The sequence below is a fragment of the Chryseobacterium sp. RR2-3-20 genome, assembly GCF_017808115.1.
Taxonomy (GTDB): domain Bacteria; phylum Bacteroidota; class Bacteroidia; order Flavobacteriales; family Weeksellaceae; genus Chryseobacterium; species Chryseobacterium oryzae.
Genome location: NZ_JADQBD010000005.1, coordinates 71,087 through 90,183, shown reverse-complemented (window position 1 = coordinate 90,183; position 19,097 = coordinate 71,087). Strand labels below are relative to the sequence as shown.

Here is a 19,097-nt window from a genome sequence, read left to right as displayed (position 1 = left end):
CATCTACAAGCTAAATCGAAGATATTTTGGAGATAGCCTCTTTGAAAGGCTTATTATTGCTAACATTACAGGGTTATGATTAAAAACGGATAATCAAATTATTTTTTTTTTCGTCTGACAAATCTAAACTTTTTTTAAATAATATTAATGAATGTTAAAATTACATATATGTTAATTTTCAAATATTCGTAAAATCACATCATATTCAAAGCCTTTACTTAGTAAATGTTTAATAGTTTTTTGTTTTTTTTGATATTCTTTCAATCCAAACAATTTACGATCATAATTTTCGTAAATCTTTTTGATTATTTTTTCGTAATCTATTTCATCTATTTCATCCCAGCAGGAAGAGATTAATTTTTCGGTAATCCCTTTTTGTTTTAGGCTGAGTTTTATCTTAGTTCTACCCCAATTTTTAATGTAAAACTTCCCTCGTATATAACTTCGGGTAAATCGTTCTTCATTCAAATAATTTTCTCTCATAAGATATAAGAGAATTTCATCTCTAGCTTCGGGTATTAAAACAAATTCGCGCATTTTCTGTTCTACTTCTGCATGACAGCGATCCTGATAAACACAATAATTTACAAGCTTTTGCTTTATTTCTTCATACGTAAACAACTTTTTATCTGAATTCATCTTTTTTATTAAAATTGATATTGAATTATAAAACAATGAGGCGCAAAATAATTGCACCTCAATTTGTTTTTATATTAAAAAGCTAAAAAAACAATCACTAATAATTGAACAAAGCTTTTCCTTCCATTAATTCGTTAACTTTTTTTCCTACTGAAGATAAAACTTCTTCATTTTTAATATTATCTACAACTTCAGAAATAAGTCCGGCAATAGTTTCCATATCATTTTCCTTTAAACCTCTGGTGGTAATTGCCGCAGTTCCCAAACGGATCCCGGAAGTAGTAAAAGGTGATTTATCATCAAACGGAACCATATTTTTATTACAAGTAATCTCTGCTTTAACCAACGCTTTTTCGGTTTCTTTACCGTTCACACCTTTATTTCTAAGGTCAATAAGCATTAAATGATTATCTGTTCCACCACTTACAATATCAAAACCATTAGAAATCATAGCTTTTGCCAATGCTTGTGCATTAGCTTTTACTTGTTTTGCATAAGTTAAGAATTTATCGTCGATAGCTTCTCCAAAAGCCACGGCTTTAGCTCCAATTACATGCTCTAAAGGACCTCCCTGAATTCCTGGAAATACTGCTCCGTCCAGAACCTGGCTCATCATTTTAGTTTCTCCTTTTGGCGTTTTGTGTCCGTAAGTATTTTCAAAATCTTTGCCCATCATAATCATTCCACCACGTGGACCTCTCAATGTTTTGTGAGTTGTTGTGGTAACAACATGACAGTGTTCGAACGGATTATTTAAAAGTCCTTTGGCAATTAAACCTGCAGGGTGTGCAATATCCGCCCAAAGTGTTGCCCCAATTTCGTCTGCAACTTCTCTGAATTTAGCATAATCTAAATCTCTGGAATACGCCGAGAATCCTGCAATAAGCATTTTTGGTTTTTCTCTTAACGCAACTTCTCTCATTTGGTCGTAATCAATAAGACCGGTTTCCTGCTGAACTCCATAAGAAACCACATCATACTGAATTCCCGAAAAATTTACAGCAGAACCATGAGTAAGGTGACCTCCCATAGAAAGATCCATACCCATAATTTTATCTCCAGGTTTTAAAACCGCAAGATAAATGGCAGCATTTGCCTGAGAACCAGAATGCGGCTGTACATTCACGTAATCTATACCAAAAAGCTGTTTAGCTCTGTCAATAGCCAAAGTTTCAACCTCATCTATTACTTCACAACCTCCGTAATATCTTTTTCCGGGATATCCTTCTGCATATTTGTTTGTAAGAACACTTCCCATAGCTTTCATTACATTTTCAGAAACAAAATTTTCTGAAGCAATCAGCTCTAATCCATGAGATTGTCTCGCTTTTTCTTTTTCGATAAGGTCAAAAATAATGTCCATTTACTTTTAGATTTAAAATTTTCAAGTCCAAAATTACGGAATTTCCGAGGATTATTTATTATCAATCAGCTTATAATTTGCAATTGATTTTTCTTGGGAAATTTTATATACTTTTAAAATAATTTTTTTCTTAACATGAACACTCTAACTTAAAAACATGAAGAACAGGAACAAATTTTGAACAATTTTAAAAACCTATTAATAAAAATTTATATTTGCATTAATCTAAAAGAAAAAAATCTGAACCATGGGCAAGAAAAAGTATAAAAAACAGTTGGTAAACACCTTAAAATCTTTAGAAAACACCGAACATTACGTATTAGAAAGCATGACTAATCTAATGTTGTTCGGGGAAATGAAAAAAAACAAAATAGAATTTAAAGACGGAGATACTTTTAGCTTCGAAGACAATATTTTTGATTACAGCGAAGATAAAAACGTTCGTAAACTGGCAAAACTTCGTAAAAAGATGCTGAAAACAATGAATAAACTGGTAACTACCAACAAATTCAAAGACAAAGAAATTAAGTTTTTAAGTTGATTTTAAAACAGGTTTTCTTAAAAAAATCCGTCTCAATTTTATGTGAGACGGATTTTTTATTTTATAAATCGCTTTAAACCAATCGTTAATAAAGATTATTTAGCAGATTTCTCTTTCAATTCTTCTTTATCTTTGTCTGATGGATTCCAGACTTTTACCTCAGCATTTTTGTCGATACCGGAAAGTACCTGCACATTAATCCCATCACTTGCTCCCAATTTTACATATACTTTTTTGAATTTTCCATCCTTTTGTTTTACTTCTACGAAAGGCTGATCTTTCCCATTATTTTTTTCGTACTGAACGAGAGATTCATCCAAAAGAAGGGCATTTTTCTGAGAACTTAAAACAATTTCTCCATTGGCAGAAAATCCCGCTCTTATGTATTCATTATTAGGGTTTTTTACATCGCCTTCTACCGGAAATTTAATCGTTCCGTTATTATCTTTCCCTTTAGGAGCAATCATGGTAAGAGTTCCGGGAAAAGATTTGTTCTGAAGTGCTCCTATTACTATATTCATATTCATTCCCTGCTTTAGTTTTCCGGCTTGAGCTTCATCAATTTCTCCCTGAAAAATCAAAGAATTAAGATCCGCAATCGAACAAATAGTAGTTCCTGCATTGAAGGAGTTGGCTTCAATTACCTGGCTACCAACTTTTACAGGCACTTCAAGAACAGTTCCTGCCGCTTTAGAACGAATTTGAGTGGTTGCAAGATTTTGTAAATCGGGAGTAGCCCCTGTTTTTGCTATCTGTAATGCTTTTTGAGCCGTTAAAAGTTGCTGATTGGCATTTTTAAGAGCCTGCTGCTGTGCAAACAATTGTTGCTGAGCAGTTAAATACTCCTGTTTTGAAATAACACCTTGTTTAAAAAGCTTTTCGGACATGGTAAACTGAGTTTGAACATTAGAAACATTCATCTTGGCATTGCTTATCTGCAATTGTGCATTCTGAACATTTTGCTGAGCGTTATTTACCTCTGCAATATTCGGAACAATTCTCACCGTAGCAATAAGCTGTCCTGCTTCTACACGGTCGCCTTCATCTACCAGAATTTTCTCTATAATACCTGCAATATTCGGTTTTATTTCTATCTCTTCTTTAGGAATAATTTTTCCGGTAGCCATTACCTTATCTTCCATATTTTGTACGGTTGGCTTGCGGGTAAGAAAACTTACACTTTCTTTAGAGTTGGATTTTACGAGATAGCTGATTCCGGAAAATAATGCAACTGCAAAAATAAGGGCAAGCAAAATGTAAATTGCTTTTTTCCAGGTAAACTTCTTTTTCATATATATATATCTTTATTTTTTAATATTGAACAGGGTTACGTTGATCTATTTTTTGATGTTTTGAAAGCTTTTCCATTGCCTGTTTCAGGTCTTCTTTTTTATTAATGAAAAGCAATACCATCATTCTGCCTTTAGAATCCAGAAAACTTATATTCTGAATATTGCGATTATAGTTTGTATTTTCAATTTCAGGGAAAACCGTTTTAAGCTCATCCAGATATTCTTTCTGATTTTTATCTAAAATAATAATGAAAGAAGAGCTATCTTCCAAAAGCTTTGAGCTTTGGGAAATATTTTTCAACGGACTGGAAACTCCGACATTATTGGCATTAAAATATTCGAAAAAGTTATCGAAAATATAATTTCCGTCTATATCATCGGTATAAATATTTACCGTGTTAAAATTTTGATTGTATTCATAAATAGAATCCGGAAAAGTATCTCCGAATATTCTGATAGCTTCATCAATATAATTTTCATCCATGCTTTTATTGCTGTTCAGGTATTTTTCCGTCATCGGATAAATTGCTTTGGCGAAAAGATTAATTATCGGATTATTGTACCACTCACTTTTATCTAAAACACCTTTATTCAAAATTTTCCCTGCATAACCATTTCCTAAAGCTGTTGCCACGGCTTCATTAAAGTAAGAATACGCCAGTTGAGAATATTTCGAAGGATTTTCTGCAAAATACTTTTCCTGAATCTTCTGTACATCAATATTTTGTTCTGCGTATAAAATATGACACATCTCGTGCATTGTAACGCTTAAAGTACCTTCAATATCATCGGCATCCGTTAATGTTCCTATGCACAGAGCATTCCCATGCGGTGTAGACATTGTACTTCCCGTTTTTCCCGGAATAGGATAAAGGGTAACATAAAAAGGAATTTCGCGATCCCACGAAGACTGATAAAATTTGTTGAATTTTATAAACATCTCCGAACTTAAATCTTTAAACTTTTTGAGTTCTGCAATCTGTTTTTTTATTTTTAATTCGCTGTCATTCCAGACGTACTTCCTGAAGTAAGGCTGAGCATCTTTTAAGACATTCATCATTTTTATCTGCTCATTCACAGGAAGAAGCCCGGTAATTCTTTCGTTAAAATCATTCAAATCCTTAGATTTTAAAGACTGTGTTACCAATAAAGTTAAATAACTTTTGCGGTAATTTCTACCTTTCGGGTAATCTTCTATTACGATGCCTTCATTAAAATCTAAAGTTTTAAAATCATTAATAAGTTTCTGAAAATCCTGATTATCGGATAATTTAGACTCAATATAATTTCTGTAATTGGAGGAAGTCGAATGTTTTTTTGCTGCTGTTTCCATAAAATTGAACAGACTGTACACTTCACTTTCTTTAAAAATGAAAAAATCTCTTTTCTGTGCATTAGCAAAGCTAAAACAAAAGAATATCAACAGAAAAAAATGCTTTTTCATCATATCTATTCGCTTCTTAATGCTTCTATAGGCTTTATTTTCACGGCTCTCTGTGCAGGAATCATCCCGATAATCAACCCAAGCAAAATCATTACTCCCATTGCAGAAAATACATCACCATAATTTACGGTAGGATTATAAAATGGAAATGTATCCTGATTTTTAGTGAGAATATCTATAATCATCAGCAAAATAATTCCGAACATAAAGCCAATAAGTCCTGAAGCCAGTGTAATAACTACACTTTCCAGCAAAATCTGGTTTCTTACTTCAGAAGGTTTTGCACCCAAAGCACGGCGAATTCCGATTTCTTTGGTACGTTCTTTTACCGTGATGAGCAATATATTTGAAATAGCAATAACGCCCGCAATAATCGTTAACGTTCCTACAATGATGGTTAAAAGCTGCATCCCGGTAAGAAAACCGGTCATTTTTTCGAACATTTTCCCAAGATTGAATGTGCCGAAAGCATTGGTATCTTCAGGAGAAACATGGTTTTTACTTTTCAGTTCGTCTTTAACCTGATTTTCTACTACCGTTAAATCTGCATCGGGCTTGCTTACAATAGCGAAAAAATCTACACGATCGCCGTCATTAAACATTTTCGTGAAAGTAGAAAGCGGGATAAAAGCGGTGGTATCGTTATTATTAGGGCCTCCTGCTCTTCCAACTTTATAAACACCGATGATGTTAAAAAAAATTCCTTTGATGTTGATGGACTGCCCGATTGGATTTTCATTTTTATTGGCATCAAAAAAATTCTTGTAAATTCCTTCTCCGATTACAACCACATTTTTATTCCCGGAAATATCTGCATCATTAAGATATCTTCCGAAAATCAGTTTCTTTTCTGATATTTTATTTCCCACAGGATAATCGCCCGTTAAGGTATAAACTGCGGTTTTTCCGTTTCTGCTCATACGTTCACCCGGATTGCCAAAACTTCCTCGCGAATTTTGCGGAGAAATATAATCTATCTGATGAATTTTTCTTTCGAGCAAACCCATATCCGGCAAATGAAGCGAAACCTGCCGTCCTTTCGGAAAACCATCGTACGGAATAGAAGTGTTCTGAGCCCAAAGAAAAATAGAATTGGTAGCGAAGCCCGAAAAAAGCTTATCGAAACCATTCTCCATACCTTTTGCAGCTCCCAAAAGACTCACATACAAAAACATACCCCATCCTACGCCAATCATCGTAAGAAAGGTTCGGAGTTTATTATTTTTGAGGGAATAATAAATTTCCTGCCATGTATCTTTTCTGAATAAGATGTTCACTTTTTTCGAGTTATATGTTTTTTAAATTTTAATTACAATCTGAGTTTTCATCTGATAAACTATGAAATTCAATAGCTTAAAAGAACTCAATTTGCTTCATTTTTATACAAAATTATTCCGTTCTCAATGCTTCAATAGGTCTAATTCTCGATGCTCTGTAAGCCGGAATAAACCCTGCGATAAGCCCAGAAATCACCAAGCAGATAAATGCCGCAAAAATTAATCCCCAACCTACACTTGGATCTTTAATAAAATATTTTTCGAGACTGCTTCCAATCAGTTTGAGGGTTAAAACACCAATTCCTACCCCTATGAATCCGGAAACTACCGTAATGACAATACTTTCCTGCATTATAAGACCTACAATACTTCTTGGTTTTGCTCCAATGGCTTTTCTTACCCCAATTTCTTTGGTCCTTTCTTTTACTATATAGACCATAATATTGCTGATTCCGATAATTCCTGCCAATAAAGTTCCTAAACCGATAAAACCTACAATCATAGTAATTACAAATAAAAATGTAAAAGAATCTTGCAGTCCTTTTGCCTTGTTATTCACGATTACCGCGTTTTCGTCATCGGGAGAAACTTTTTTTCTGGCTTTCAGCTCTTTTTCAAGATGATTGCCATATTCTATTGCCTGTTCAGGCTTCATATTTTCGTTATAAGCTATATAAACACTGCTTATTGTGTCCGAACCTTTTTTTATCTGCTGTAAAGTGGAAACCGGCAAACTAATCATTCTTTCATCCCAGTCGCCTCCGTCATCTGCAAAAACGCCAATTACCTTAAAAATACTTCCATTAATATTGAGCTCTTTCCCTATAGGATCTCCATTCTTTATCAAATCCCGCTGAACCATTCTTCCGATTACCGCTACATACTGATTGTTTTCAATATCTCGTTTGGAGATAAATCTTCCATTCATCAGTTTTTGGTTTTCAATAAAAGACTCTTCATCATTCGCTCCGGAAATTTGGTAATTACCGCTTTCTTTTCCGTATTTCACTAAAAAATTGGTAGAATATCTCGGAGTAGAATACTGTACATTTTCAGGTTGAGAACCTACAATAGCATCATAATCTGCATTATTTAAGGTAATATCTCTGTTTGCCTGCAAACCTCCATAGGCAACGTTGGTACGCCCTGTAAAAATGGAAATAAGATTTTGAGCATCCCGCGTAAAACCTTGCTGAAATGCATTCTGAAGACCATTTCCAATACCAAAAAGTACAATAAAAATGTAAAGTCCCAATGCTACAGTAAACCCGGAAAGTACCGTCCGCAAAATATTACTGCGGATAGAACTGAAGATTTCCTGCCATCTGTCTAGGTCGAACATAATTTTAGTTTGAAGCGGGAAACTGGATGATGGTAGCCCTCCAATCTTACCGCCGATTTTTTTTAATTTTACAATAAGCTTTTGTTATCTTGCCTAATTCTGAAAGTTATGAAAACATAAAACTTTCAGCTTCCAACACCTTCTTCCAGCTACAAAACAATCTGCTCAATGAACTCATCGCTTTCGATAATCCCGTCACGAAGCACAACGTTTCGCTTGGTCTGTGCAGCTACATCCGGCTCGTGTGTAACTACAATGATCGTTTTCCCTTCATTATTAATATCTTGCAGAAGCTTCATAATATCATGTGTCGTTTTAGAATCCAAAGCGCCGGTAGGTTCATCGGCAAGAACTACTTTCGGATCTGTAATGAGGGCTCTTGCAATGGCAACTCTCTGCTTCTGTCCACCCGAAAGCTCATTTGGGAGATGATTTGCCCATTGCCCCAACCCTACTTTTTCCAGATACTCCAAAGCTTTTTGATTTCTTTCTTTTCTGGGAACATTTTGGTAATACAGAGGCAATGCCACATTTTCTACCGCTGTTTTGTAACCAATGAGATTAAATGACTGAAAAACAAATCCTAAAAATCTGGACCGATATTCTGCAGCTTTTACTTCATTGAGGTGTTCGATAGGAATTCCGTCCAGTTCATAAATGCCCGAATCTTTTTCATCTAAAATCCCGATAATATTCAGCAAAGTAGACTTCCCCGAACCCGAACTTCCCATAATGGAGACAAATTCACCCTCGGAAATATTGAGGTTAATCCCTTTGAGAACGTGCAATTTACTCTTTCCCGTATCGTATGACTTATGTAAATCCTGGATTACTAACATTAAGCAAAGCTGTTTTTTATTTTCAATAAGTAGTCATAAGATTACATTTGTTACAATATTTAAAATTTCTTTTATATTAACGTTGTTTAACACATAAATTATTAAAATTCAACGTTTTATAAAAAATCGTTTAACTAAAAACCTTAGTTTATATTCATTTTAAGATATTAAATCGCTGTGATTCAATACACAAGGGAGTTTCATGTAAATGTGGAAAACTTTTAGGGTTAAAAGTCAGCCGATTAGTCTTTTGCTCTTTCAAAATAGAGCTTCATTTTCTAACTTTGTGGGAGTTTGTAGTGTGAATAAACCGAACTGTTTATAAACTGTAAAGTGCAGAAAAACAGAAACATATTCAAAATTACAGACATCCAGACATTCGTCACCAACGATTTAGTAAGTATAAAACATTAATTTTTTGATATGGGAATTTTCGACAAAAGAGTTAGTTATAAGCCATTTGAGTATCCTGAGGTTCTACAGTTTGTAGAAGCCATCAACAAATCTTTTTGGGTACATTCTGAAGTAGATTTTACTGCCGATGTTCAGGATTTCCATTCTCAGTTGGAACCTCACGAAAAAAATGCGGTTAAAAATGCACTTTTGGCTATTGCACAGATCGAAGTTTCTGTAAAATCTTTTTGGGGAAACCTTTACAATCATCTTCCAAAACCTGAGCTTAATGGCTTGGGAGCAACATTTGCAGAATGCGAATTCCGCCATTCGGAAGCTTATTCCAGATTATTGGAAGTATTGGGTTATAACGAAGAATTTACCCATGTTGTAGAAGTTCCTGCTCTTAAAAAAAGAATAGAATTTTTATCTAATGTTTTAAAGCATGCCAATTCTGCAACGCCGAAAGAGTATGTTTCTTCTCTTTTGCTGTTCAGTATTCTTATAGAAAATGTGTCTTTATTTTCTCAGTTTGCCATTATTCTTTCTTTCACAAGATTTAAAGGATATATGAAAAACGTTTCCAACATTATTGCCTGGACTTCTGTTGACGAGCAGATTCATGCCAACGGAGGCATTTACCTTATCAATAAAATTCGTGAGGAGCAGCCGGATCTTCTTACAGATTCCGATATAGAAGATATTTATACTTTGGTAGATCAGTCTGTAGAATTGGAAGGCGAAATCCTAAGCTGGATTTTCGAATTGGGCGAACTTGATAAATTCTCAAAAGAAGATCTTATCAATTTTATGAAGTACCGTGTAGACGACAGTTTGAAGAAAATCAACATGGCTCCGAGATATAATATTTCTCCTGAACAATACCGTCCGTTGATGTGGTTTGAAGAAGAAGTTTTCGCTAATTCTATGGATGATTTCTTTGCAAAAAGACCGGTAGATTATACCAAACACGACAAGTCTATCACAGCGAACGATTTATTTTAATTCCCCTTCTTTGAAGGGGTGTCGAAAATTCAGAGAATTTTTGACGGGGTAGTTTAGAATTTGGGCGCCTTAATCCGCCTTCCGTTCCCGCTTTTTTTCTGATTTTCAGAAAAAAGAGCTCCACTCAAGTCGGGGCGCGAGCGAAGCGAGCGTCGAAACAGCTAGTATAGCTATTTCATTCTGAGCACAAACTAAAGATTCACAAAGTATCTCAAACGAAATATTTTGTAAAATTCAATTAATGACTTAATTTAAAGCGTTTACAATTGCATCATTATAAATAATAAAAGAGAAAATATGATTAATGTAATTGTAACTTATACCGTAAAACCTGAATTTGTTTCTGAAAACAAGAGCAACATTCAGAAATTTTTGAATGATTTTAAAACTTTAGACCAGTCAAAATTTGAGTATAAAGTTTTTGTAAAAGAAGATGGTGTTACGTTTGTTCATTTTTCAAATTATGAAAACGAAGAAGTACAGAATATGATTTTAAATGTTCCGTCTTTCAAAGAGTTTCAAAGATTAAGAGACGAAAGCGGATTGAATGATTCTCATAAAGTAGAAATTTTACAGTCTGTCGGGACTGAATAAATAAAAAGTGGAGCGAGCACCAAAACAATTAGTATGACAGATATAACGCTGAAATAGAATATTGGAGTTTACATACGAATGATTGCGATGTTTATCTTACAAAAAATACATCATTATAAAAAACCTAACGGGTTTTGAAAACCCGTTAGGTTTGATTAGAAAACTCAATACAAACGGGCTTTAGCCAAAACTTAAAAAGTTTACTCCTTACCCACAATGAGAGTATTCAGAAGTAAAGATAACAAAAACGTCGTATTAGCCCTGATTGAGCGGCATGTATGAGCTCTTTTTCTTTGCAAAAGAAAAAAGCGAGTAGCGAAAGCAGGTAGAAAAGTGAGGAGAAACACAAAACGTGAAGCTCCTAAAAAAATAAAAAATCAATGTACAACGTACATTTTACAATATAAAAAACATGGAAGAACAAAATACAAATATCTGGTGGCTCAACGAAGAATCTGAGCAAATGCTGAACAGAGGTTACCTTTTGAAAGGAGAAACTGTAGACGGAGCGATTGACAGAATTACCACTGCAGCCGCAAAAAGATTATACAAACCTGAATTGCAGCCTGCTTTCAAAGAAATGATTACCAAAGGATGGATCAGTTTTTCTTCTCCGGTTTGGGCAAATATGGGAACACAGAGAGGTCTTCCAATCTCTTGTTTCAACGTTCATATTCCCGATAGTATTGAAGGAATTACCCATAAAATGGGCGAAGTAATTATGCAGACGAAAATCGGAGGTGGAACGTCAGGATATTTCGGGGAACTTCGTAACAGAGGAACTGCCGTAACCGACAACGGAAAATCTTCAGGAGCAGTTTCTTTCATGAAGCTTTTCGATACTGCAATGGATGTAGTTTCTCAGGGAGGCGTAAGAAGAGGTGCTTTTGCCGCTTATCTGGATATTGACCACGGAGATATTGAAGAATTTTTATCCATAAAAGACATCGGAAGTCCAATTCAGAACCTTTTTACGGGAGTTTGTGTACCAGATTACTGGATGCAGGATATGATAGACGGCGATATGGAAAAACGTAAAGTCTGGGCAAGAGTTTTGGAAAGCCGTCAGCAAAAAGGGCTTCCTTATATTTTCTTTACCGATAACGTGAACAGAAACAAACCTCAGGTTTATAAAGATTTGGGATTAACAGTCAATGCAAGTAATCTTTGTTCGGAGATTATGCTTCCTTCTACAAGAGAAGAATCGTTCATTTGCTGCCTTTCTTCTATGAATCTGGAACTTTTTGATGAATGGAAAGACACCGATGCCGTTAAACTTGCTATTTATTTTCTAGACGCCGTTTTATCTGAATTTATAGAGAAAACTGAAGGAAACTATTATCTTCAAGGAGCAAGAAATTTTGCAATGCGACACAGAGCACTTGGTTTAGGAGTTTTAGGATATCACTCTTATCTTCAGAAAAATATGATTCCTTTTGAGAGTTTTGAAGCTACGCAGTTTAACGCAAGAGCATTCAGACGCATTAAGGAACAGGCAGATCAGGCAACGAGAGAGCTCGCCAATATCTATGGAGAACCAGAACTGCTGAAAGGATATGGAATCCGTAATACAACTACAATGGCAATCGCTCCTACTACTTCCAGTTCTGCTATTTTAGGACAGACTTCTCCGGGAATTGAGCCGTTTGCTTCCAATTATTATAAAGCAGGTTTAGCCAAAGGAAACTTTATGCGTAAGAATAAATATCTGGCTAAATTACTGGAAGAAAAAGGTCTAGACAATGAAGAAACATGGAGAACCATCATGTTGAATCATGGATCTGTACAGCACTTGGCTGAACTTACTGACGAAGAAAAAGCTGTTTTCAAAACGTTTAAAGAAATTTCTCCGATGGAGATTATTTCGCAGGCTGCACAAAGACAGCAATACATTGATCAGGCTCAGTCTCTGAACTTGCAGATTCCTTCCACAATGCCTGTAAAAGATGTAAATTATCTTTACATAGAAGCTTGGAAAAAAGGCGTGAAAACTCTGTATTACCAAAGAAGTTCTTCTGTTTCTAAAGAAATGATGGTTAATTTTGTGACTTGTTCGGCTTGTGAAGCTTAATCTTCATCAAATATAAAACAAAGTAAGTCGACCACTTATTGAAAATATTTTAAACCGCAGATTTTTTCTGCGGTTTTTTATTTTAATCAAGAAACATTTTGAAGTTTTTTATAAATTTGAAAATGATGAAAAAAATAATAATTCTCTTATTCGCAATTGCCGCACATCAAATTTTATTTTCACAGAAGAAAGAAATTTATATCAACGATAATCTTGAAGAAATTTCTAAAGATGAATATAATAAACGCAATAAAAATTACCGTTTTCAAAACATTGAAACAGATTCTGTTCTGTATAAAGTACGCGTAGAACATGAAGGAAATGGGAAACTAACCACTCCTAATCTTAATATTGTAAAAAAACGCTTAAATATCCCCGAAAAAAATACTAAAAATATTGTGATTAATTATTATCAAGGTTTAGATAAATGCAATGAACATTCTGATACTAATCCGTATGTAATTGATGATATAAAGACATATACCCGTAAATTTAAAAGCATCAATTCAAATCTATATTTCGTTTATCGAGAAAAAAATGGACTAAAAAACAGGCTAAAGAAAGCTAATTGGGTGGATGATACATCAGGAACTATAGAAAATTTATTTTTTAGAATGAAATATCCCTGTAATTCTGCAATTGTAATTTTTTCTGATGGACACTATAAAATATTTAGAGGAGAGTACATTTGGGAAACAGTTCTTAATACTGCAAAAGAAAAGTATTAGTGCCGTTTTTTCTAAAAAAAAGTTTCAGTAAAGATTTTTTTAAAAAAAAAGTAAAACAAACTTTACATATTGTAAAATATTTTTTACATTTGTATCATTAAAATTTACTGATATGAATACTTTACAACTTTTACCCAACCGATTAAAAACTCTTGGTTGGTTTATTTTCGTCCCATCATTAATTTTGGGAGCAATTTCTCTCTCGGGAGTTATAGATGTTCAAATTTCTTTGCCTGTAGTTTATAATTCAGGATTTTTTGGTTCCGAAGCGAAAGGCTTTTTCCAAACTGCCGAAATTGATTTATTTCCGAATTTATTTGGTGTACTTATTATTATTGGAGGAATACTCGTAGGTTTTTCGAAAGAAAAAATTGAAGATGAGTATATTTCAAGTTTAAGATTAAAATCGGTTTTTTGGAGTTTGATTGTGTCCTACTCTATTGTTTTAATTCTGTTTTTAACCGTTTTCGGAACGCTGTTTTTTACTATAATGATTTTTACCATGTTCTTACCATTGGTTTTATATATTTTCAGATTTAATTATTTACTGCTTAAAAAATGAAAAACACCATTAAAATAGAACGTGCTTTAAAAAGTATCACTCAGGAAGATTTAGCCAAAGCGATTGGAGTTTCCAGACAAACCATTAATGCTATGGAAGCAGGAAAATATGTTCCCTCAACGGTTTTAGCTTTAAAGATTGCAAAATATTTCACCAAAAAAGTGGAAGATATTTTTGTGCTGGAAGATGAAGATTAGATACATTTAATCATTAAGAGATGAGAAAGGAAGTTATCATTATAAATTTCCTTACTTTTACTAATCATATATCAAAATTTAGCATAATGAAATTCGGACAAGTAGAAGATCCTTCCAATATAAATTTTACGTTACCAAAAGATCATCCAAGAACCAAAGAGATTTTAAAACAAAACAAAAAAGGTCTGGAAAACATTTCAATTGGATGTGCAAAATGGAATAAAACAGACTTAAAAGGTTTTTATCCGAAAGGCACAAAAGATGAACTCTCTTATTATGCTACACAGTTTAATTCTATTGAGCTCAATGCTACTTTCTATGGAATGCCTTCTGAAGAACAGGTACAGACATGGAAGGATAAAACTCCGAAAGATTTTAAATTTTTCCCAAAAATCACCAATACCGTTTCTCATTTCAGAAGACTTTTGAATATTGATGATGTGGTTACTCAATTTGCAACTGCTGTTCTGAATTTTGAAGAAAAGTTAGGAATGGTTTTTCTTCAGCTTCATGATAACTTCAAACCTAAAGATTACGAAAGACTGGAGCAATTTGTAATTAAATGGCCCAAAGAAGTTCCTCTAGCCATAGAACTCAGAAATACAGAATGGTTTACGGATGAAGAGATTTTAGAAAAAACCTGTCAGCTATTTGAAGATAATAATATCACCAATATTATTGTAGACACGGCGGGAAGACGCGATATGCTCCACATGAGGCTTACCACACCCAACGCATTTATAAGATATGTGGGAGCGAATGCAGAAAGCGATTATGACAGACTGAATGATTGGTTGAATCATCTAACACAATGGAAAAAAGAAGGATTACAAAATCTCTATTTTTTTGTTCACCAGAATATTGAAAAGGCTTCACCACTTTTATCCGCTTACTTTATCGAAAAAATGAATAAAGAATGGCAAACCGATCTTACTGTACCCAAAATGGCTCAGGAAAATCCGCCTACATTATTTTAATTTTTCCTAAATAACAACCCTAAATTCAAGAATATCAAAAGGAAACACAGCGTTACCCAAATTCCCAATTGCATATTTTCGTAATTGTAGGCTTCTACTTCTTTTTTAGCTATAGATGAAAGCTTTTCGCTTTGGTTGATATAATTCTGAACCTCCACAATCTGATCCATGTTTTTATTAGGTAAAGCCTGTTGAGAAAAGTATACAAGATTTTTCTTTCCTAAATAACCTGCAATCCAATATTCATCGGACTTATTCATCTTAAGATGCTCAATTCTATAAAATTCCGGACGAATTTTTCCTATGTGTTTCGTTTCCATCGGAAGATTCGGATCTAGATTATTTACATTAATCACATAAAAATCTAACGGTTGCGGAAGCTTGTTGATGACCTGCAAAGAAACAGAATCATTCACAATACCTATAGAAGACTTCTTTACAAACCAATAACTGAAAATAGAAATCGAAAATATGACACTCGCAAATCTAAAAATTTTGGCATATTTCCCGACAATTCCTCTTTTTACTTTGGATAGAAAAAGCGAAAAAATAAGGCTAAGAAAAATAACAAAAATGATAAATCCCATTTGGCAAAGATAATAGAAATTTCCTAGTCAACATTCCACTCTTTATAAAACTGGTCGAGGAAAGTCAGCATAAACTGATGTCTTTCTTCGGCTATTTTTTTTCCTTCTCTGGTATTCATTAAATCTTTTAACAGCAACAGTTTTTCGTAGAAATGATTAATGGTTGTTCCGTTAGATTTCTTGTATTCTTCCTTAGACATGTTCAGTTTTGGAGCAATATCGGGATGATACATCAAATTATTTTTAAAACCTCCGAAATTAAACGTTCTCGCAACTCCTATTGCACCAATTGCATCTATTCTGTCTGCATCTTGCACGATTTTCAGTTCAATAGGAAGAATTTCAGGAGCTTCCCCCCTATTTTTAAAAGAAATATTCTGAATGATAAATAAAACCTGATTAATAATTTCTTCTTCAACATTCTGACTTTCTAAAAAGTCTCTGGAAATTTTTAAAGCTAAGGTTTCATCTCCGTCATGAAACTTAGGATCTGCAATATCATGAAGCAAAGCAGCAAGTTCTACCACTTCATGTTGGCAATTCTCGGTTTTAGCAATTTTTTGGGAGAGTTTCCATACTCTTTCTATATGAAACCAGTCGTGACCTGCTTCTGCACCATTTAGCTTATCTTTTACAAAATCAATAGTATTGTTTATAATATCGCTCATTCTTCAATCTTTTTTAAAATAATATTCCACAGTTTTTTATTATAGCTTCTGAAAAAGTTAATATGACCGATTTCTCCCTTATCCGATTCTTGTTTTTTTAAAAACCGATATTCCGGCTGTAAATTGGGGTAAGTATTTTGCAAAAGAGTTTTTACGCCCTTTTCTGTAAGCCAATCATCATCTTCAGCATAAATTATTAATACCTTCTGTGTTAAAGCATTAGAATAGTTTTGTATTTTCTCCAACAGTTTATTGGTAGATTTATGGTTCAAAATTAAGGTTCTCCAATCGTATGCACAATTTCTAGGCAAACTTTCTCCCAACCCGAACCAATTTGCAGGAAAATATCCCAATAAAGAAGTAAATAATGGCTGCAATATTCCGAATCCCAGATACGCTTCCATCTTTATTTTCCACCTTAGATTTCCAACAAAAGCATTTTGAGTTCCAACAAAAATAAATTCATCAAAAATTCCAGAATCATTGTTCATTCCCAACAATAACGCACCCACCGAATGACCAAGACAGATTTTTTTATAACTGCCAAAATTAGTTTTCACATAATCTGTAACCGCCTTAAAATCGGAATTTCCCCAAGATCTCATAGATGCATTACATTTTTTAATATTCTGAGGTTTAGATAAGCCTATTCCAAAATAATCATAGGTAATTACAGTAATCCCATGATCTTTTAAAAAACCTGCAAATGCAAAATAGATCTGTTGTTTAACACCAGTTGCAGAATTAATCACGAAAATCTGCCCATTAAACTTTTCAGGTTGAAAAAGATGTGCAGTCAGGGTAATATTTTGAGCTGTTTTAAGAGTAATTTGTTGCATTGCAGAAATAAAAAAATCCACAGTAAATGTGGAATATTTAGTTTTAAAAATAAGATAATTTCATTGATTTTTCTATGCATCAAATAAAGATTACAAGACATCCTTAAGATAAGGAAGAGAAGTCTGTGCACCTTTTCCCATAGAAACTTTGGAAGAAACCAGATTACCAAATTTCACACAATCTTCAATGCTGTTTTTATGGCACAAAGCCACAGAAAAGCCTGATGTAAAAGCATCGCCCATTCCCATTTTATAAATCATGCTTTCGTTTTCATTACGGTAATATTTCATTTCTGTACCATCGAAGTATAAAGTAGAATTGGTTTCGTCTCTTACAAACAACTTATTGAAGTATTTTTCTAATATTTTTTCTCTTTCTCCTTCACCAAAAATAGTTGAAAGGTCATTAGATTTAGTAATAATAAAATCTACAGAGTTTAGGATTTCTTCACTCAGTTTTTTCCCGGGCGAAGCATATAAACCGACTTTTTTACCATGAGATTTCACCATTTTTACGGTAAACTCTACTACTTCAATCGGAATTTCCAGCTGTAGCAATACCAAGTCTGAAGCAACAATATATTTTTCGGCATTTTGAACAGTTTTAATATTGAGATATTTATTCGCAGCCGGATCTACAACAATTGAAAAAGTACCATTGCAGTTGGTTACATAAGCAATTCCGGTAGAATCTTTATCGGTTTCGGAGACATATCCTACATTTACATTTTCATCTACCAAATTACGCAAAATCTGTTGTCCGAGAGGATCCATCCCTACACAACCTACGAAATAAACATTAGCACCCAATCTTGCGGTTCCAACTGCCTGATTGGCTCCTTTCCCTCCAAAAAAATTCTCAGAATGATGAGCTAATACAGTTTCGTTTCCGGCAGGAATTTTATCTGTATACAAAACCAAATCGAGGGAACAGCTTCCTACAACAGCTATTTTGGGATTTTCTGATGAAATTTTCATGGTACTAAATCTTATCTTCTGAATTTAATTTTTAAATGTAAGTATTTTTAGCTTACCAAAATTTCTATAAATTCAGTAATTATTTTTACAGGATTTTTATCTTTATCGAAAGCGATGTAACTGGCATAAAAACCTCCTCCATAGCCTGTTTCGAAAGCACAAATATTTCCCGGATGATCTTCATCAGGCTTTACGAAAGCAAACTGATCGATTGCTCCCCGTTCATCAAAAAAATATTCATGAAAAAACTCTGCATAGATTCCCATAAAATCGTCACCTTTTCTCTGAAAAAGTTTCATTTCTAAAATACTGAGCTTTTCCTGCGTCTGAAAATCCATAAAACATCCCATTCCACTTTCTACAGGATATCCAAAAACTTCCTCACCGGAAAGATCTTTAATATTTTGACCTTTGGTAACCGCCATTTCCCACTTTACAACTTCAGAATCATTAAAGACAATTTCTGCATATGCAACACAATTGCTCTCTCTTTCTTTATGCAGTAAAACCTGAAATTCACCTTTAGGGAAAACTGTACTGAAAGGTTTCATATTATTGGTAAGAACAGGATCGCACGCCACGAGCTTACCGCTCGATATATATATTTTTCCTATTTCAAAACTTTCCAGCAACGGGCTTTCTACGAAGTTTTTTGAGAATAGTTTTTCTATGTTTTCTATGTGTGTCATTATTTTTATACTGAGTGTTTGATGATGGAAACCGAATGTTTGATTGTGATTTAAAAACTATCCCACACTCGG

20 protein-coding genes are annotated in these 19,097 nt (G+C 33.9%); 8 read left to right on the top strand and 12 right to left on the bottom strand.

Annotated features, from left to right (window positions below):
- Window positions 1-171 precede the first annotated feature (171 nt).
- Window positions 172-639 (bottom strand): regulatory protein RecX, encoded by a 468-nt coding sequence (locus IV513_RS02475; RefSeq protein ID WP_209388932.1) that lies wholly within the window; start codon window positions 637-639, stop codon window positions 172-174.
- Window positions 640-736: 97 nt separating this feature from the next.
- Window positions 737-2,002, bottom strand: coding sequence for a serine hydroxymethyltransferase (gene glyA, locus IV513_RS02470; RefSeq protein WP_209388931.1), 1,266 nt, complete (start codon window positions 2,000-2,002; stop codon window positions 737-739).
- A 247-nt stretch (window positions 2,003-2,249) separates the two neighbouring features.
- Here glyA and IV513_RS02465 point away from each other — a divergent pair, with 247 nt between their 5' ends.
- Window positions 2,250-2,543 (top strand): hypothetical protein, encoded by a 294-nt coding sequence (locus IV513_RS02465; protein ID WP_209388930.1) that lies wholly within the window; start codon window positions 2,250-2,252, stop codon window positions 2,541-2,543.
- Between the two features lie 95 nt (window positions 2,544-2,638).
- Here IV513_RS02465 and IV513_RS02460 read toward each other — a convergent pair whose 3' ends face one another.
- The 5 genes from IV513_RS02460 to IV513_RS02440 form a co-directional block, all read right to left on the bottom strand.
- Entirely contained in the window at window positions 2,639-3,835 is a 1,197-nt protein-coding gene (locus IV513_RS02460) for an efflux RND transporter periplasmic adaptor subunit (protein ID WP_209388929.1), read from the bottom strand.
- 19 nt (window positions 3,836-3,854) lie between these two features.
- Window positions 3,855-5,168, bottom strand: coding sequence for a hypothetical protein (locus tag IV513_RS02455; protein ID WP_209388928.1), 1,314 nt, complete (start codon window positions 5,166-5,168; stop codon window positions 3,855-3,857).
- Window positions 5,169-5,284: 116 nt separating this feature from the next.
- Window positions 5,285-6,556: an ABC transporter permease gene (locus IV513_RS02450; RefSeq protein ID WP_209388927.1), complete on the bottom strand. Its 1,272-nt coding sequence runs from the start codon at window positions 6,554-6,556 to the stop codon at window positions 5,285-5,287.
- Between the two features lie 112 nt (window positions 6,557-6,668).
- Window positions 6,669-7,898 carry an ABC transporter permease gene (locus tag IV513_RS02445; RefSeq protein WP_209388926.1) on the bottom strand — a complete coding sequence of 410 codons (1,230 nt, stop codon included), beginning with the start codon at window positions 7,896-7,898 and terminating at the stop codon, window positions 6,669-6,671.
- A 149-nt stretch (window positions 7,899-8,047) separates the two neighbouring features.
- Entirely contained in the window at window positions 8,048-8,737 is a 690-nt protein-coding gene (locus IV513_RS02440) for an ABC transporter ATP-binding protein (protein WP_209388925.1), read from the bottom strand.
- Window positions 8,738-9,160: 423 nt separating this feature from the next.
- Here IV513_RS02440 and IV513_RS02435 point away from each other — a divergent pair, with 423 nt between their 5' ends.
- The 7 genes from IV513_RS02435 (at window position 9,161) to IV513_RS02405 (ending at window position 15,264) form a co-directional block, all read left to right on the top strand.
- Entirely contained in the window at window positions 9,161-10,135 is a 975-nt protein-coding gene (locus IV513_RS02435) for a ribonucleotide-diphosphate reductase subunit beta (RefSeq protein WP_034674474.1), read from the top strand.
- A gap of 297 nt (window positions 10,136-10,432) precedes the next feature.
- Window positions 10,433-10,729, top strand: coding sequence for a hypothetical protein (locus IV513_RS02430; protein ID WP_209388924.1), 297 nt, complete (start codon window positions 10,433-10,435; stop codon window positions 10,727-10,729).
- Window positions 10,730-11,141: 412 nt separating this feature from the next.
- Window positions 11,142-12,800: a ribonucleoside-diphosphate reductase subunit alpha gene (locus IV513_RS02425; protein WP_209388923.1), complete on the top strand. Its 1,659-nt coding sequence runs from the start codon at window positions 11,142-11,144 to the stop codon at window positions 12,798-12,800.
- Between the two features lie 122 nt (window positions 12,801-12,922).
- Window positions 12,923-13,528, top strand: coding sequence for a hypothetical protein (locus IV513_RS02420; protein ID WP_209388922.1), 606 nt, complete (start codon window positions 12,923-12,925; stop codon window positions 13,526-13,528).
- A gap of 112 nt (window positions 13,529-13,640) precedes the next feature.
- Window positions 13,641-14,090: a hypothetical protein gene (locus tag IV513_RS02415; protein ID WP_209388921.1), complete on the top strand. Its 450-nt coding sequence runs from the start codon at window positions 13,641-13,643 to the stop codon at window positions 14,088-14,090.
- The gene (locus IV513_RS02410; RefSeq protein ID WP_209388920.1) at window positions 14,087-14,287 is read left to right on the top strand and encodes a helix-turn-helix transcriptional regulator; all 201 of its coding nucleotides are present in this window, start codon (window positions 14,087-14,089) and stop codon (window positions 14,285-14,287) included. The genes IV513_RS02415 and IV513_RS02410 overlap by 4 nt, the downstream gene beginning before the upstream one ends.
- A gap of 86 nt (window positions 14,288-14,373) precedes the next feature.
- The gene (locus IV513_RS02405) at window positions 14,374-15,264 is read left to right on the top strand and encodes a DUF72 domain-containing protein (RefSeq protein WP_209388919.1); all 891 of its coding nucleotides are present in this window, start codon (window positions 14,374-14,376) and stop codon (window positions 15,262-15,264) included.
- Here the strand turns inward: IV513_RS02405 and IV513_RS02400 are convergent.
- The 5 genes from IV513_RS02400 to IV513_RS02380 form a co-directional block, all read right to left on the bottom strand.
- Window positions 15,261-15,851: a hypothetical protein gene (locus IV513_RS02400; protein WP_209388918.1), complete on the bottom strand. Its 591-nt coding sequence runs from the start codon at window positions 15,849-15,851 to the stop codon at window positions 15,261-15,263. The genes IV513_RS02405 and IV513_RS02400 overlap by 4 nt on opposite strands.
- A gap of 23 nt (window positions 15,852-15,874) precedes the next feature.
- A complete protein-coding gene (locus IV513_RS02395; RefSeq protein ID WP_209388917.1) occupies window positions 15,875-16,519 on the bottom strand; it encodes an HD domain-containing protein in 645 nt (214 codons plus the stop codon).
- Complete coding sequence (locus IV513_RS02390) at window positions 16,516-17,358, bottom strand: alpha/beta hydrolase (RefSeq protein ID WP_209388935.1); 843 nt, start codon at window positions 17,356-17,358, stop codon at window positions 16,516-16,518. Before IV513_RS02390 ends, IV513_RS02395 begins: the two co-directional genes overlap by 4 nt.
- Window positions 17,359-17,448: 90 nt before the next feature.
- Window positions 17,449-18,336 (bottom strand): ribokinase, encoded by an 888-nt coding sequence (locus tag IV513_RS02385; RefSeq protein WP_209388916.1) that lies wholly within the window; start codon window positions 18,334-18,336, stop codon window positions 17,449-17,451.
- Between the two features lie 47 nt (window positions 18,337-18,383).
- A complete protein-coding gene (locus IV513_RS02380; protein WP_209388915.1) occupies window positions 18,384-19,025 on the bottom strand; it encodes a DUF4241 domain-containing protein in 642 nt (213 codons plus the stop codon).
- Window positions 19,026-19,097 lie beyond the last annotated feature (72 nt).

Bases quoted from the DNA above. Each gene is read 5' to 3' on its own strand.
- IV513_RS02475 (WP_209388932.1), bottom strand. From the start codon at position 639: ATGAATTCAGATAAAAAGTTGTTTACGTATGAAGAAATAAAGCAAAAG.
- glyA (WP_209388931.1), bottom strand. From the start codon at position 2,002: ATGGACATTATTTTTGACCTTATCGAAAAAGAAAAAGCGAGACAATCT.
- IV513_RS02465 (WP_209388930.1), top strand. From the start codon at position 2,250: ATGGGCAAGAAAAAGTATAAAAAACAGTTGGTAAACACCTTAAAATCT.
- IV513_RS02460 (WP_209388929.1), bottom strand. From the start codon at position 3,835: ATGAAAAAGAAGTTTACCTGGAAAAAAGCAATTTACATTTTGCTTGCC.
- IV513_RS02455 (WP_209388928.1), bottom strand. From the start codon at position 5,168: ATGGAAACAGCAGCAAAAAAACATTCGACTTCCTCCAATTACAGAAAT.
- IV513_RS02445 (WP_209388926.1), bottom strand. From the start codon at position 7,898: ATGTTCGACCTAGACAGATGGCAGGAAATCTTCAGTTCTATCCGCAGT.
- IV513_RS02440 (WP_209388925.1), bottom strand. From the start codon at position 8,737: ATGTTAGTAATCCAGGATTTACATAAGTCATACGATACGGGAAAGAGT.
- IV513_RS02435 (WP_034674474.1), top strand. From the start codon at position 9,161: ATGGGAATTTTCGACAAAAGAGTTAGTTATAAGCCATTTGAGTATCCT.
- IV513_RS02430 (WP_209388924.1), top strand. From the start codon at position 10,433: ATGATTAATGTAATTGTAACTTATACCGTAAAACCTGAATTTGTTTCT.
- IV513_RS02425 (WP_209388923.1), top strand. From the start codon at position 11,142: ATGGAAGAACAAAATACAAATATCTGGTGGCTCAACGAAGAATCTGAG.
- IV513_RS02420 (WP_209388922.1), top strand. From the start codon at position 12,923: ATGATGAAAAAAATAATAATTCTCTTATTCGCAATTGCCGCACATCAA.
- IV513_RS02415 (WP_209388921.1), top strand. From the start codon at position 13,641: ATGAATACTTTACAACTTTTACCCAACCGATTAAAAACTCTTGGTTGG.
- IV513_RS02410 (WP_209388920.1), top strand. From the start codon at position 14,087: ATGAAAAACACCATTAAAATAGAACGTGCTTTAAAAAGTATCACTCAG.
- IV513_RS02405 (WP_209388919.1), top strand. From the start codon at position 14,374: ATGAAATTCGGACAAGTAGAAGATCCTTCCAATATAAATTTTACGTTA.
- IV513_RS02400 (WP_209388918.1), bottom strand. From the start codon at position 15,851: ATGGGATTTATCATTTTTGTTATTTTTCTTAGCCTTATTTTTTCGCTT.
- IV513_RS02395 (WP_209388917.1), bottom strand. From the start codon at position 16,519: ATGAGCGATATTATAAACAATACTATTGATTTTGTAAAAGATAAGCTA.
- IV513_RS02390 (WP_209388935.1), bottom strand. From the start codon at position 17,358: ATGCAACAAATTACTCTTAAAACAGCTCAAAATATTACCCTGACTGCA.
- IV513_RS02385 (WP_209388916.1), bottom strand. From the start codon at position 18,336: ATGAAAATTTCATCAGAAAATCCCAAAATAGCTGTTGTAGGAAGCTGT.
- IV513_RS02380 (WP_209388915.1), bottom strand. From the start codon at position 19,025: ATGACACACATAGAAAACATAGAAAAACTATTCTCAAAAAACTTCGTA.